General features: G+C 41.9%; 14 protein-coding genes. 10 read left to right on the forward strand and 4 right to left on the reverse strand.

Annotation, left to right across the window (positions count from 1 at the left end; genetic code table 11):
* Positions 1-4: 4 nt before the first annotated feature.
* The 8 genes from B3600_RS11005 to B3600_RS11040 all read left to right on the forward strand — a co-directional run bounded on the left by B3600_RS11005 (position 5) and on the right by B3600_RS11040 (position 9,605).
* Positions 5-769: a M17 family peptidase N-terminal domain-containing protein gene (locus B3600_RS11005; protein WP_286752976.1), complete on the forward strand. Its 765-nt coding sequence runs from the start codon at positions 5-7 to the stop codon at positions 767-769.
* Positions 770-781: 12 nt separating this feature from the next.
* Positions 782-2,665 carry an amidohydrolase gene (locus B3600_RS11010; RefSeq protein WP_286752977.1) on the forward strand — a complete coding sequence of 628 codons (1,884 nt, stop codon included), beginning with the start codon at positions 782-784 and terminating at the stop codon, positions 2,663-2,665.
* Positions 2,666-2,677: 12 nt separating this feature from the next.
* A complete protein-coding gene (locus B3600_RS11015) occupies positions 2,678-3,115 on the forward strand; it encodes a DoxX family protein (RefSeq protein ID WP_286752978.1) in 438 nt (145 codons plus the stop codon).
* A gap of 4 nt (positions 3,116-3,119) precedes the next feature.
* Positions 3,120-3,593: a Dps family protein gene (locus B3600_RS11020; protein WP_286752979.1), complete on the forward strand. Its 474-nt coding sequence runs from the start codon at positions 3,120-3,122 to the stop codon at positions 3,591-3,593.
* A 5-nt stretch (positions 3,594-3,598) separates the two neighbouring features.
* Positions 3,599-4,264 (forward strand): YoaK family protein, encoded by a 666-nt coding sequence (locus B3600_RS11025; RefSeq protein WP_286752980.1) that lies wholly within the window; start codon positions 3,599-3,601, stop codon positions 4,262-4,264.
* Between the two features lie 80 nt (positions 4,265-4,344).
* Positions 4,345-6,567, forward strand: coding sequence for a histidine kinase dimerization/phosphoacceptor domain -containing protein (locus B3600_RS11030; RefSeq protein ID WP_286752981.1), 2,223 nt, complete (start codon positions 4,345-4,347; stop codon positions 6,565-6,567).
* Positions 6,568-6,577: 10 nt separating this feature from the next.
* Positions 6,578-7,948, forward strand: a complete 1,371-nt coding sequence (locus B3600_RS11035; RefSeq protein WP_286752982.1) for a sigma-54-dependent transcriptional regulator — start codon at positions 6,578-6,580, stop codon at positions 7,946-7,948.
* A gap of 46 nt (positions 7,949-7,994) precedes the next feature.
* Positions 7,995-9,605, forward strand: a complete 1,611-nt coding sequence (locus B3600_RS11040) for a sigma-54 interaction domain-containing protein (protein WP_286752983.1) — start codon at positions 7,995-7,997, stop codon at positions 9,603-9,605.
* Between the two features lie 75 nt (positions 9,606-9,680).
* Here B3600_RS11040 and B3600_RS11045 read toward each other — a convergent pair whose 3' ends face one another.
* The 3 genes from B3600_RS11045 to B3600_RS11055 all read right to left on the reverse strand — a co-directional run bounded on the left by B3600_RS11045 (position 9,681) and on the right by B3600_RS11055 (position 11,710).
* Positions 9,681-10,502, reverse strand: a complete 822-nt coding sequence (locus B3600_RS11045; protein ID WP_286752984.1) for an alpha/beta fold hydrolase — start codon at positions 10,500-10,502, stop codon at positions 9,681-9,683.
* Positions 10,503-10,736: 234 nt separating this feature from the next.
* The gene (locus B3600_RS11050; protein WP_088160608.1) at positions 10,737-11,246 is read right to left on the reverse strand and encodes a DsbA family protein; all 510 of its coding nucleotides are present in this window, start codon (positions 11,244-11,246) and stop codon (positions 10,737-10,739) included.
* 2 nt (positions 11,247-11,248) lie between these two features.
* The gene (locus B3600_RS11055) at positions 11,249-11,710 is read right to left on the reverse strand and encodes a redoxin domain-containing protein (RefSeq protein ID WP_286752985.1); all 462 of its coding nucleotides are present in this window, start codon (positions 11,708-11,710) and stop codon (positions 11,249-11,251) included.
* A gap of 211 nt (positions 11,711-11,921) precedes the next feature.
* Here B3600_RS11055 and B3600_RS11060 point away from each other — a divergent pair, with 211 nt between their 5' ends.
* Both B3600_RS11060 and B3600_RS11065 read left to right on the forward strand, forming a co-directional pair.
* Entirely contained in the window at positions 11,922-12,761 is an 840-nt protein-coding gene (locus B3600_RS11060) for an SDR family NAD(P)-dependent oxidoreductase (protein ID WP_046674287.1), read from the forward strand.
* Between the two features lie 83 nt (positions 12,762-12,844).
* Positions 12,845-13,759, forward strand: coding sequence for a helix-turn-helix domain-containing protein (locus B3600_RS11065; protein WP_286752986.1), 915 nt, complete (start codon positions 12,845-12,847; stop codon positions 13,757-13,759).
* Between the two features lie 28 nt (positions 13,760-13,787).
* Here B3600_RS11065 and B3600_RS11070 read toward each other — a convergent pair whose 3' ends face one another.
* Positions 13,788-15,428 (reverse strand): serine hydrolase domain-containing protein, encoded by a 1,641-nt coding sequence (locus B3600_RS11070; RefSeq protein WP_286752987.1) that lies wholly within the window; start codon positions 15,426-15,428, stop codon positions 13,788-13,790.
* Position 15,429: the final 1 nt, after the last annotated feature.

The raw sequence follows: 15,429 nt of genomic DNA on the forward strand, positions 1-15,429 counted from the left end.
AAACATGAAAACAACAAATAGATTCTTTCAAAAGAAAAGATTTCAATGGGCAATGATAGCCTTTTTTGGTGCCCTAGCAGTCACGCCTATTCATTCCTATGCACAAACAACCACTGCAGCTGCGAATAAAACCACGGCAATAGGCACAAGTACAATTTGGGGCAAGGTTGATGGATTGGCTATCGAGGGTTTGGTACAAGGGCCATCAGCAGCAATTAGTGATCTTCAAGTAGCCTGCGTATTTGAATATACCGAAGGTGATATCTTTATTTCTCCACCCGCTTTACCTGCCGCATTGAATGGGCTTGTCCATTTGGATGAAGCCTTACATGGCACGCTAACTGAAATTCGTAAATCAGGAAAATTTAAAGGACAGTCCCTTGAAACCATCCTATTAACTCCTGGACAACAAGGCACACTAGCTAGCAAAAAACTATTATTGATCGGACTGGGCAAACGCGAAGATTTTAATCCAGCACTCATGAAAGATGTTGCCCATGTTGCCATGCGGGAAGCGCTTAGATTAGGTGTCAAAGATTTTAGTTTTGCGAGTGATCTCAAAGATGCAGGTGTGGATTCACCGACTGCTCTGGTTGCAGAGAATGTCGTTATCGGCTGTATAGATGCCTTCAGAACACAAAAGTGGTTGGCTGAAAAAAACTTGGATCAGCAACCTGTATTGAACAAGATCACGTTATTAGCCGGACCAGCTTTCTTTGAAACAGCTGGCGGAGGCATCAAAAACGCGATTTCTTCCTTGAACAATTAAATAAACTAGATTATGAAAGCAGATCTTATTCTATATAACGCGAAAGTCACCCATTTTGACAGAGCACAGACAGCGATTACAGCTGTTGCGATCCAAGATGGTAAATTCATAGCAGTCGGTACAGACAAAGATGTCCTTAAATTCGCTGAGCAACGTACCAAATTGATCGATCTTAAGGGAAAACGTGTGGTACCGGGCATCAACGACTCGCATATCCACCTGATCCGTGGTGGACTCAATTACAATTTAGAATTACGCTGGGACGGTGTACCTTCCTTGGCCGATGCGCTACGTATGCTCAAAGAGCAAGTAGACCGCACTCCACATCCGCAGTGGGTTCGTGTCGTTGGTGGCTGGTCCGAATTTCAATTTGCAGAACGCCGCATGCCAACTTTAGCTGAAATCAATGCCATAGCACCTGATACCCCCGTTTTTATCCTTCATCTCTATGACCGCGCACTGCTAAACGCTGCTGCACTGCGCGCCGTAGGTTATAACAAAGACACACCTGCCCCTCCAGGAGGAACCATAGAACACGACAGCCATGGTAATCCTACAGGATTGTTGATCGCATCGCCCAATGCCATGATCTTATATTCAACATTGGCCAAAGGTCCTACATTACCTTACGAAGAACAGATCAATTCGACCCGCCATTTCATGAAGGAATTGAATCGCTTTGGGATTACCAGCGTCATCGATGCTGGTGGAGGCTTTCAGAACTATCCCGATGACTACAAAGTCATCAGTGACTTACATCGTGAAGACCAGCTTACGGTTCGCATCGCCTACAACCTCTTCACACAAAATCCAAAGCATGAGTACGAAGATTTTCAACAATGGATAGACAGCGTGCCGCTCCGTCAAGGAGACGATATGTATCGCCACAACGGTGCTGGTGAAATGCTTGTTTTTTCGGCAGCAGATTTTGAGGATTTTCTCCAACCAAGGCCCGATCTCGGCGAAAACATGGAAGCCGAGCTGGAAAAGGTAGTCCGCTTATTGGTAAGCAACCGATGGCCTTTCAGACTTCATGCCACCTACAACGAAAGTATCAGCCGCTTTTTGGATGTATTTGAGAAAGTCAACCGCGATATTCCATTTGATGGACTGGCCTGGATTTTTGACCATGCCGAAACCATCGACGAGCGTAATATCGAACGCACAAAAGCATTGGGAGGCGGTATTGCCATTCAGAGCCGTATGGCCTATCAGGGAGAATATTTTGCAGATCGATACGGCATTACCGCAGCTGAACAAACACCGCCAGTCAAGAAAATGTTATCCATGGATATTCCTGTAGGTGGTGGTTCCGATGCTACACGCGTAAGCAGCTACAATCCCTGGGTGTCCATGTACTGGCTCACATCAGGCAAAACCGTTGGTGGACTCCAGATATACCAAGATAGCAAGCTTGACCGTATGACAGCTCTACAGCTCTACACCAAAGGCAGCGCCTGGTTTTCACAAGAACAACAAAAAAAGGGAGACATTGCCGTAGGAATGCTAGCTGATTTAACCGTACTCAACAAGGACTATTTTACAGTAGAAGATGAAGCTATAAAAGAGATTGAATCCGAACTTACTGTCGTAGCGGGTAAAATTGTCTATGCAGAAGGTGATTTCAGTTCCTTCTCTCCACCACCGATCCCTATCCTACCTGATTGGTCACCCACAAAAAGCTACGGTGGTTATTATAGTGTTTCGAAAATAGCTCAAAAAAGCAGTACAACTACGTCAACAGCTCAAAGTAGCATTGTAAATTCCGTCCATCTGTGTAGCGGAAGCTGTCAGGTACATGCACACGATCACAATCAAGCCCGAATGAGTAACATCGCGATAAACAATTACACCGCATTCTGGGGAGCCCTAGGCTGTTCATGTTTTGCATTTTAAGACACTGGAAAGATGGAAATACTTCAAAAACTCTTTTACACAGACTTGGGCAATCCTGTCAACAATGTCGCTATATTGATCTTTCGACTGTTGCTGGCTTGGGAATTGTTAACCGTCCATGGTCTAAAAAAAATACAGAAAGGCCCACAGGCTGAAGCCGAACATATCCCCAATCCCTTGCAGCTACCCGAAAAACTAAATGCGGCAGTAGCCCAGTTTGCAGACACCATTGTCCCTTTTTTTATTGCACTGGGCTTGCTTGGAAGATTGGCGATCTTACCAACAATTGGTGTTACAGCAGTCGGATATTTCGTCGTTCACCGTCGCGATTCAAACGAAGTACGCGATATTCCATTTATGTACACCCTATGTTTGCTGCTTCTCTTATTAACAGGCCCGGGGTCCTATTCAATCGATCATTATATTTATCATTTTCTTAAAACACTTTAAACTCATGGAAACACATATTGGCATTCAAGGAAACCATCTCGCTGAATCAACCCGGATTCTATCCAAAGTATTAGCAGACGAATATGTACTTTATACCAAAACCAGAAATGCGCATTGGAACGTTGAAGGTGCCGATTTTTATAATAAACATCTCTTCTTTGAGGCACAATACAATGAACTTGACGAGCTAATTGACAGCCTTGCAGAGCGTATCCGAAGTCTTGGACACTATGCCGTTGCCAGTTTAAAACAATTTTTGCAGCTGACCCAATTAACGGAAGAAAACAGGTCCACCAACGACAGTAAAAGCTATATCAAAGAGCTCTTAATGGACCACGAAAGCATTATTATCTCATTGCGCGAAAACATCGATCACCTTGCCTCGGATCTAAAAGATCTTGGTACCAGCGACTACGTGACCGGACTTATGGAAACTCACGAAAAAATGGCCTGGATGTTACGCGCTCATTTAAAATAAAAATCATGGAAAATCTAAAAAACACCCATATTACAACCCTTGTTCTCACACTTGTTGGAGGCTACTGCGACACAGTCACTTTTGTCGCTGCAGATAAAATATTCTCGGCACATGTGACGGGTAACTTTATCGTCTTCGCATATCAGTTGATCAATGGGGGAGATATCATGGCCTGGATAAAATTAGCAACTTTCCCTGTGTTCGTAGCATCAGTCATGGTGGGTGGATGGCTCTCCTCACGTTCGCACAAAAAAAATACCGTGCTCTTTGTCGAAGCTCTTCTACTCGTAATTGCAGGTCTATTGGCCTATATTCTACCCGTCGCGGAGTCTAAAACAGTCATGTACGGGCTCGTCTTACTTATTGTTTTCGCGCTGGGCATGCAAAATGCATTTGGAAAGCTATTTGTAAAAGCAACTCATGGGCCTACAACAATGATGACCGGAAATGTAACCCAGGCATCATTGGATCTTTGTGTACTTATAGCCAACAAGTTTAAAAATCCGGAAACCAATATCAACTTTGGAAAACAGCTGATCACCTTATTTGGTTTTTTCATCGGATGTTTAGCTGGGGCTTATTTTGGTAAACAACTTGGATTAACTTCCATTATATTTGCAGGCGTAGCAATGCTGATCTGTTATGCCCTTTCAAAGGATAAAGACGAATAAATAAGAATCAGTATATAGCAAATTAGAGCAAGCTACCATAGAACGATAGCTTGCTCTATTTTATCATGTAAGACATCTTGATGAGAATCTATCTATTATTTATTTTTTATATCCTCTTCATCAATACTGTATTAGGCCAGGACAACAACTATCCTCATCGTGTCTTAGACAGTATATCTAATGAAAAGGATGTTGGCCAAAAAGCACGTATGCTTTATGAAGCGGCTAAATACTATCTGGAAAAACCAGGGGAATCGAAAAATGACCTCGACAGCGCCCAATGGCTCAATAATAGATCACAGAAGCTACATCTTTCGTTGAGCCGTAAAACCGAAGCAGCACTCAATATGCTCCTGGATGCACGTATCCAAGAAGAAATGGGCAAACCTTCAATGGCTAAAAGCCAAAAGGAAGCCAGTTTACGTTTCGCCAACACCAATAAACTTTCAAAAGCATCAGCAGTGATTTACCTATCCATGGCGAATGATATAAAAGATGTGGAATTTGAAGAAAAAACAGACTTTTTTGAAAAGGCAATTCGACAAGCCCAATTAGCGGGCGACAAATTATTAGAAGCAAAAATACTCATTGAGCAGTCCAGCTCACTATCAAATTACGGTAGCTATCCCGAAGCAATCCAAAAAGCTTACAGAGCCGCATTGTTAAAAAAACAAAATCACGATTTGAACATCAGTCAGGAGCTTGTCATGATTGCGGGCAACCTGCGCATGCAGCTCAGACTCAAAGAAGCTCTAAAATATGCCTTACAGGGTAAAGCAATTGTCGAGAATGATAATATAAAAACCTCCAAGGACGATATGGCCGCCGTATATAATATCGTCGGTTTAATCTATTATGATCTCAAATCTAACAAAGAAGCCTTAGAGAACTACCAAAAGGCATTTGAAATTGCTAAAGATAAAGGTGATCGCTATGCTGTACATACCGTCACACTCAATCTTGCTACAATATTATCACGGTTGAATCGTACAACCGATGCGCTAGCGCTCCTCGATAACGTGACCAAGGATTATGCAACAGACGTGTATGCGATCCGATATGCCTATCTATACACGATGTTGTACACCAGAGAAAAGAATACGAAAAAAGCTCTTCCCTACTATCAAGAACTTCTGCGATATTATAAAACAGGAACCATAACAGGGCAGGAAAGACATATTATGATGGTCGGTATTTCAAGTTACCTTTTTGCAGATGGTCAGATTAAACAAATGTATCCATACCTTGCCGAAATAGAACGATCATTGACCAAAGAAAGCAGCTTACTCCGTCTATCGGAACTGCGTAAGCTTTACTATTTGGCAGATTCGGCCCGAGGTGATTTTAAATCCGCATTTAAAAACTTTACAGCCTATAAAACCTTAAGTGACTCCATCAACAGTGTCGAACGGGCGAAAGAACTGACGGCCTTACAATTGGACTATGATACCGAAAAGAAAGACCACGATATTGTCCTTCTAAAACAAAAAGGACAGCTGCAAAAGTCTCTGCTCGAACGTGAAGCTATAATCCGGAATGTCTTTATAGGAAGCTTGATCATTCTTATCGTCTTTGCAGGCTTTTTATATATCCAAAATACCATAAAAAAAAGAAGCAATGAAAAGTTAAAGCTTAAACAGGAAGAAATAAACGCCCAAAATGAGAAGCTGAAACAACTGATTGCCGAAAAAGAATGGCTTCTCAAAGAGATTCATCATCGGGTCAAAAATAACATGCAAATCATCATCAGCCTGTTGAATACCCAATCGGCTTATCTTGAAAATGAAGACGCCATCAGTGCCATACAAAGTAGCCAAAATCGTATGCATGCGATGTCATTGATCCATCAAAAACTGTATCAAACCGACAATCTCTCGCGCATAGATATGAAATGGTATATTCAAGAACTTACAGCTCATCTCAAAGACAGTTTTCAATCTGAAAAATCAATTAAATTTGATATTGAGGTTGATAAAGTTACGCTTGACGTATCACAAGCTGTTCCTGTGGGGCTGATCCTGAATGAAGCAATCAATAATGCCATCAAACATGCTTTCGCCCAAAACGAGGGTACTATTTGCATTCGTTTTAAACAAATAACAGCCACACCCTACGATCTCCTACTTAGCATTGCCGATAATGGAATGGGCATGAAGAAAGACATCGGCAGTGGTGATAGTGATTCTTTTGGTATGAACCTCATGCAGGGCCTTACATCCCAGCTCGATGGCAAATTTAACCTGATATCTAAACAAGGAGTATTTATTACCATTCTATTTTCACAAAAAGAAGGTGAAATATAAGACGAATATTATGCACAAAGGAAACAAGATCTTAATTGTAGAAGATGAATTCATCGTCGCCAACGACCTAAGGATGATACTTAAAAAGAACGCTTACGAGGTTATTGGTATTGCTTCTTCCGTCACACAGGCGAAAACGATTATAGAAACCAAAAGGCCAGATTGGGTACTTTTAGATATTATATTAAAAGGAAATGAAACTGGTATTGATTTGGCCTCAGAATTAAACAAGCTAAGTATTCCATTTCTATTTATATCAGCCAATACCAGCCAAAGTATCTTAGAAGCAGTTAAAGAAACAAGACCTTATGGTTTTTTAACGAAACCATTTCGGGAAAAGGATCTTTTTATTATGCTCGATATTGCCAATGAACGGTTCACTGCAGAGAAAAAGGGTGATACCACCTCAGCTCAGCCATCTCAAAATAAATCCGACAAAATGCAAATCGTCGGTACGAGTTCAGCCATTAAAGAAGTGCTGTCACTCGCAGCAATGGTGGCACCTACAGATACCTCTGTCCTTTTACTAGGAGAAAGCGGCACAGGCAAGGAAAAGATCGCCCAATATTTACATCAGCAATCCTTGCGCTGCCAAAAGCCTATTGTTGTGGTCAATTGTGCAGCCATCCCAATAACGCTAATTGAATCTGAATTATTCGGTCATGAAAAAGGTGCATTTACAGGAGCACAAAACAGAAGGATCGGTAAATTTGAACTAGCTGATGGAGGAACAATCTTTCTGGATGAAATTGGTGAACTACCACTGGAAGCACAGACTAAACTACTCCGCGTGCTCCAGGAACAAGAGATTGACCGTGTTGGTGGTGATCTGCCTGTCAAGATTAATGTACGAATTATCGCCGCGACCAATCGTAACCTTGAACAGGAGGTCGCCATGGGTCATTTTAGGCTCGATCTTTATTATAGGCTCAACATCTTCCCAATTGCAATTCCACCGCTACGTGAACGGGTAGACGATATTGAAGTATTGGCAAACCATTTTTTGACAGTTTATAATACCAAGCTCAAAAAAAATATCGTAGGCTTCGCACCCAGCGCCTTGGAAAAAATGCAAAAATACGCCTGGCTAGGAAATATCCGGGAGATGCAGCATCTCATTGAAAGAACAGTTCTTCTTACAAAAGACCCGATAATTCACGAAATGGCGTTCACAAATCAAACGGAAATCAAAACGTCCGATTTCCCGTCTAAAAAATTGGGTTCACTCGAAGAAATTGAACGGGAACATATTCTACACGTACTGGAATCCTGCAAAGGAAAGATCTCTGGTCCAGGCGGAGCCACGGAAATCTTGCAGATCAGCCCATCGAGCCTATATAGTAAACTAAAAAAATATGGTATCAGATCTGATTTTTATTGATAACTCAACTATTTTATTGATCCCTAAGCTATACTAAATTACCTTTATGCAGAATAAAACCTCTGGATCTGAGCCACAATCACTTTATGAACGCCTCAAAAACCGCGAAAACGAACAACTTGCACAATTTGCTCTGTGTAAGAAATTGGCACCAATCAAAACTTTAGCTGCTTTTGATTTGATTCAACAAGATTTACAGGATTTTTTTGGACAAAATTGGCTTTCACTATTTATAACTGAAGATCCTGAAACTAATTATAGCGTATTTTTCCAATCGAAATATCAGAAAAAAACTACCAAAAAAGAATTATGGAACTGCAAAGATCGATTCTTCACAGCATGTATCGATGCAGCTGAGCCGATACTGCACCGCGCCGACGAAATCTTAAGAGCAGATAAATCCTTTCCAACTAATCTTATCAACTGCATACATGAAGGGAATAAAGCGATTGTGTCCAAAGCTTTTCATATCCAAGGTCAATGTTGGGCTATTGTGAGTTTAGGATACAAGAAAATGGAATCTATTGACACGCAGCTTGAGTATCGCATCAAAAACTGTCTCCCTCAATTCGGTATCAGTGTCTGCAATATACTGATGCACCAACAGTCGACACACGCATCCTTAACGAACCCTGCCGGCAGCTCAGCACAGCTCATTTCGCATCCTCAGGATCAGCAGGGTTATGGAAAAGAAAATCATGCAGAGCCAATAATGATTGGCGAGAGTGAACTGATACAAGCCATAAAATCGCAGCTCAAAACAGTAGCGCGCTCAGAAATGAACCTGCTTATTCAAGGTGAAAGCGGAACTGGCAAAGAAGTAGCAACCCAAATTGTACATCATTTTTCAACCAGATCGGACCGTCCCCTAATAAAAGTCAACTGTGCGGCTATTGCGCCCACATTGATCGAAAGTGAGCTTTTTGGATATGAAAAAGGTAGTTTCAGTGGTGCTGTAAAACGTAAAATCGGCAAGTTCGAACAGGCTCAGGGCGGAACACTTTTTTTGGACGAGATTGGAGATCTTCCTTTAACACTCCAGGCCAAACTTCTCCGTGTGTTACAAGAAAAAGAAATTGAGCGCGTGGGAGGAAATAAAAATATTCCTATCGATGTCCGTATAATCTGTGCCACACACAAGGACTTACAAACCGAAGTTAAGGCCGGCAACTTTCGAGCCGACCTATATTACCGAATCAGCGCATTTCCAGTTACCCTCCCATCCCTTCGTGAACGACGAGAAGATATTCCTCATTTAATCCAGCATTTCCTCCTAAAACATGCCGGAGAAAAACCACCTAAGCAAATCAGTAAAAAGGTTTTGCAACGCCTCCATTTACATTCCTGGCCTGGCAATATTCGCGAACTTGAACATGTTATTGCACGTTCGATTCTATTGACGGAAGATTCAACTATAAAAAAAATCGCACTATTGTCTGACGGTGATTTTGTAGGAGAAAGCAAGGTTCCGGATTTCCGTTTACAAACCTTGGCAAACTTTGAAAAAGAGTATATTCTTTGGGTATTGCACAACTGTAAAGCCCGTATTTCTGGCCCCAATGGGGCGGCGACCATACTCGGTATTCCAGCCACAACGCTTCAATCCAAGATGAAAAAGCTGGGCATTGGCAAGAAGTTTTCTTACTCCAAGGAATAAAACAAAAAAAGCCATTCCCGTTCATGGAAATGGCTTATACAACTATTTAAAAACTATTTTTAGATCAACAGAATCTTATTTTTGGATAAAATCCAAAATATCCTTATTAATGGTCTCCGCTTCTGTAGTAGGCATTCCATGTGGAAAACCGGGATAGGTAATTAAAGTACCATTTTGGACTAACTTAGCCGCTCTTCTACCCGTTATATCAATGGGTACAATCTGATCATCTTCACCATGCAATACTAAGACAGGGATCTCGACTTTTTTAAGTTCTTCTGTAAAATCAGTTTCAGAGAACGCTTTGATACAATCATAGTGTGCCTTAATGCCGCCCATCATCCCTTGCCGCCACCAGTTGTCCATCACGCCTTGCTGTACATTCGCTCCATCGCGGTTATAGCCATAAAAAGCGAGGGTAAAATCCTGAAAATACTGTTGTCTGCGTGTTGCAGTATTCAATCTTATTTCGTCAAAAACCTCCATTGGTACACCATCGGGATTTGTAGCACTCTTAGCCATGGTCGGGGTAACCGCACTGATCAATACAGCTTTTGAAACCCGAGAAGTACCGTGATTGGTTATGTAGCGAACGACCTCGCCACCACCTGTTGAGTGACCAATATGGATGGCATCTTTTAAATCCAATGCTTCTACCAATTGTGCAATATCCGACGCATAGGTATCCATCTCATTTCCCATTGCCGTCTGTGTCGAGCGACCATGACCCCGGCGATCGTGTGCGATCACACGGTATCCTTTTTCGAGGAAGTACATCAACTGCGCGTCCCAATCGTCGCTGGATAAAGGCCAACCATGATGAAATACGATCGGTTGTCCTGTTCCCCAGTCCTTGTAATAAATTTCTGTTCCGTCTTGAACTTTGAATGTTGCCATGATGAGTAGTTTAAGAATTTTATTGTTTACATGATATGTTAATTGGATTGCAATTCATAGTCCAACAAACATATACAACTGTATTTAAGCATATTAAAAAATTAAAAGTCAATTTAAAAACAACGATATTTCGTTATTTATACAACAGGTTCATTCGTTTTTACGATACGATCTATTATCCTGCAAGAGACTTCTCGTCGTGTGCTCACCTGTGTTTAAATAGTATTCATATATTCAGTTTTCACCTAATATTTGAACCAAATCTTCCGCTCCACCATCAAATTTCTGTCCATTAACAAAAAATGTCGGTGTCCCATTAACGCCGCTAAGCATACCACTTTCAAAATCGCCATCCACGCGATCCTGTAACGCCTCGTCCTGCAAATCAGATTTGAACTTCGACATGTCCAAATCCAGTTGCTCGGCGATATCCAGCAGCAATCTTTCACTCAGCAAGTTTTGGTTTTCAAAAATGGCATCATGCATCTCCCAAAATTTCCCTTGCAGTGCTGCAGCCTCCGCCGCCAATGCTGCGGGTTTTGCATAGGGGTGCATCTCCGAAAGCGGAAAATTGCGGAATACAAACCTGATCTGGCTTCCCAGTTCGGCCATCATTTCTTTTATAATTGGATGAGCTGCACCACAATGCGGACATTGGTAATCCCCATATTCAACAATGGTCAGATCGGCCTGGCCATTTCCCAATATATGGTCAGCATTGCTGACCTTCGGTTTCAATGACATAATTATTTTGATTTAAGATTCTCCAATGCTTCGATAATACCGTCTGCACCCGGATTGACCGCAGTCGGAGACAGATAACTCCAAGCGATAACGCCCTCCTTATCAATCACAAAAAGTGCGCGCTTGCACTCCCCTTCCTCTTCATCGTAAACACCATACTTCTTGGCGACCTCGCCTTTAGCTTCAAAATCGGCTAAAAGTGGAAAATGCAGCTTTCGGGATTGCGCAAAGGCCATATGGCACCATTTGCTGTCAACGGAAATACCCATAATCTCCGCATCATATTTCTTGAAATATTTGAGCATTTCATTATATAAGGCCATCTGATCGCTACATACCGGACTCCAATCTGCCGGATAAAATGCCAATATCACATTGTGCCCCTTAAATTCTGATAATCTAATTTTTTGATCGGGTGTCGCGTACAAGGTAAAATCAGGGGCAACATCATTTTCTTTTAACATATCAACGTCTTTAAAGTTTATCGACCATCTCAAGGTGCACAACCTTAAAATAGATGTGCATCATCTTTAAATAAAGCATTTAAAAGCTAAAATTGTTTTAAGGAAAAAATAGCTATCCACGATTTGACTACAAGATCCGTTGATCTGCCTACATCCAAAATCGATCAATTGGCCACCTTTGTAACATCAATTTATTTAAAAACAGAAATACATGAAATCACAAAAAGTATGGTTTGTCACTGGTGCTTCCAAAGGGTTAGGCCTCAGTCTTGTTAAAGAATTGCTCGCCCAAGGTTATCTTGTGGTTGCCACATCACGAACAAAACAGGCCCTGGAAGATGAAATTGGCGATCAGGAAAATTTTCTGCCGCTTGAAGTGGATATTACCGATGACAAAGACGTTGCCCGGGCAGTACTCTCGGCCATTGATTATTTCGGAAAGATTGATGTATTGGTCAACAATGCCGGTTATGGTCAGACCGGTACCCTGGAGGAGCTCAGCGACTGGGAAGCACGCCGCAACTTCGAAGTGAATGTCTTTGGATCGCTTAATGCCATCCGGCATATTGCTCCCCATATGCGCCTTCAGCAATCGGGTCATATTTTCAATATAGCATCTATCGGCGGGCTCGCTGGAAATTACCCAGCCTTTGGTGTTTATTGCTCCACCAAATTTGCTGTCGCAGGCTTTACTGAAGCCCTCGCTGTCGAAATGGAACCTTTTGGCGTACACACGACCTTGGTCTATCCCGGTTACTTCAGAACTGATTTTTTATCGGAGGGATCCTTACATACCGCAGCCAATCCGATCGCTGCGTACGTCACTGCCCGAGAAAACGAAGCTACCCATCTGCATCAGATCCATGGAAATCAGGCAAACGATCCCCAGAAAGCAGCAACCTTATTAATTGAGTTAAGTACGCTCGCACAGCCCCCAGTTCATTTTTTAATGGGCGAAGATGCGTATGAGCTGGCAAAAAATAAGATCAATATGCTTATGACGGAGATCGAAAAATGGAAAAGCTATACAGTATCAACGGGTTTTGAATAATCCCAATAATTGGTTAAATCAGCATAAAAAGCTTCCAAGGAAATCTCACAATAATCAAATTAGAAATTCATTAAATTTACAAGATGGAGAATACATTTCGCTTTCATTCGCTTTCGGAATTCCACAGCTTTTGCGGACTACCTAAGCCCGAACATCCATTGATCAGCTTGGTTGATTATAGTCAAGTACATTACCCCATAAATGACAGCAAATTGAATTGGATACAACATTTTTATTCGATCGGTTTAAAGCGAAATGTAAATGCCCGGTTCAATTATGGACAGCAGCACTATGACTTCGACTCGGGCATACTCACCTTTATCTCGCCCCTACAATTTCTACAAGTGGAGATCAATCAGCAAGTACAGGCACAACCCAGCGGCTGGATCCTGTTGATCCATCCCGATTTTCTCTGGAATAGCGAACTTGCAAAACATATTCACTCGTACGATTTTTTCCAATATCAGGTCAATGAGGCGCTTTTTCTTTCGGACAAAGAAGAAGCCATCATTGTCGATATTCTGCAGAATATAGAAAAAGAGTATCAGTCCAATATCGATAAATTTAGTCGCGAACTCATTATCAAACAGATCGAGCGCTTGCTGATTTACGCCGAACGATTTTACGAACGTCAATTTATCACCCGCAAGCGATCGACTCAAGAACTGGTCACCAAGTTTGAGCAGTTACTGTCAGCACAGTTTCAGCAACACATACTTGTGGAGCATGGCGTACCAACCGTCAGCTTCCTGGCGCAGCAGCTCAATTTATCACCAAACTACCTGGGCAGCCTGCTCCGCATCTACACACAACAAAACACCCAACAGCATATTCAGCATAAAATGATCGAGTATGCCAAATTGAGATTAAGCACGAGCTCCCTCTCCATCAGTGAAATCGCCTATGAACTGGGTTTCGAACATCCACAGTCATTCAGTAAAGTGTTCAAAAAGAATACCCAACAAAGTCCCGTGGAATTTAGGCAGCAATTTCAATAAAAAAACAGCATGCTACTTTAAAAATAGATCAGTTACCGGCATTAATTAAGGCTGGAAGCAAAAATTCGCTGACGATCCGGTCGACCTGCTTATGCGCATAAGCTTGACCATAAGCACTGGCCGTAATAACGATCACATATGGAATATCGTTCATAACAATAATGTAATTCCCGCCATTTCCAGCGCAATAATACGCTTCGTACGCCTTATTGCCCACATTAAAGCACTTGTTCCAGAATAGATAGCCATAATACTCGTTCTCCCTTTCAGGAATCATAAGCTGTTTGGAAAGGCTCTTTTGAACCCAGGTTTGCGGAAGAATCTGGTTGCCGTTCCAGCGCCCACCGTTCTTATAGAGCTGGCCGTATTTTGCAAAATCAAGTGCGTTCATGCGAATACCGCCAGCGGTATTTGGCAGCCCTTGTGGTGTGTATTCCCAGCGATATCTCCTTATCCCCAATGGGGCAAACAGTCTTTTTTCCGCATAGGATTCCAATCCACCTTGCACGTGTTTATGGAGTAGATCTCCCAATACAACGACTCCGGCAGTAAAATAATGCCACTGTCGCTGCAACGATTTTCGAAAAAGAAGATCTAAGGTAAAGTCTACCCAATTTGCTGTAGGATACATATTTTCCTCATTTCCGGGGCTATTGGGATCTTCATCATTACCATCAAAGCCAGCACTCATGGTCAATAATTCACGAATTGTTGTTTTGTTTTTACCAGGATCAGGATGTTGATATTTGGTAAAATCATAACATTGATCTAATGTTTGATATTCATCTTTGATATAACCGTCGGCAATAGCCATTCCCGTTAAGGTCGATGCAAAAGTTTTGCCGACCGACCTTGGATCATGTAGGCTATCCCGATGTTCACCATTGAAATATTCTTCTACCAGTAGATTTCCATGTTCCAATACCACAATACCATTTACCTTTTTAAAAATCCCCTCTTCAATCATTCCTTTTAACTGCTGCATCTTACGGCGGTCAAACTTGGCTTTTGATACGTTCAATCCAGGATAAGCGACTGGAACCTGCAACATATACTTATCTGGATTTACTACCGGATTCATACGGACAGCAAGCTGCAGTTCACCACTTGCAATGATGTCACCAACGACCAGATGATCAAGGCTTACATAAGGTCTGATTTCCATCTTAAGATGATGTTCTCCATCCGTTAGCGCCTTTTCACCACCATTAAAAAGAAAACGATTCCAGAAAGATTCTGACCAGGATCCCTGTCCATTGATTTGATCGATCAGGGGACGTTTAAAGGTCGTCTCCTGTTGCTGTATCTCCTGCTGGGGGGCCCCAGGAGATAAATTGCTCCTGTAGATTACTTTTCCATCGATCCATAACGTAAATTGAAAATTACCCCGTTGAAAAAGTTCAATTTCCGTTAGCTTTGGCGCTAGGATCTTTTGATAATAGCGCAATGGTTTTTGAAGTTTGACCGCAAAAAACAGATTACTTTTTGGTGAGAGTACATAGTTATGCGTAAACTCTTGTTTTTGTAACAGTTCCCGCGAACTTGCAAACAAAATTTCAACGGGCATTTCTCGGTCAAAGTGAACCTGCAAAGTATCCCGTCCCGAATGTTGTTGCGCATTGATCCACAGAGGGTAACAGGATAAAAAAAATATAACAAGATAGTTCATA

Origin of the sequence: Sphingobacterium sp. UBA2480 (genome assembly GCF_002341965.1) — a bacterium.
GTDB lineage: Bacteria > Bacteroidota > Bacteroidia > Sphingobacteriales > Sphingobacteriaceae > Sphingobacterium > Sphingobacterium multivorum.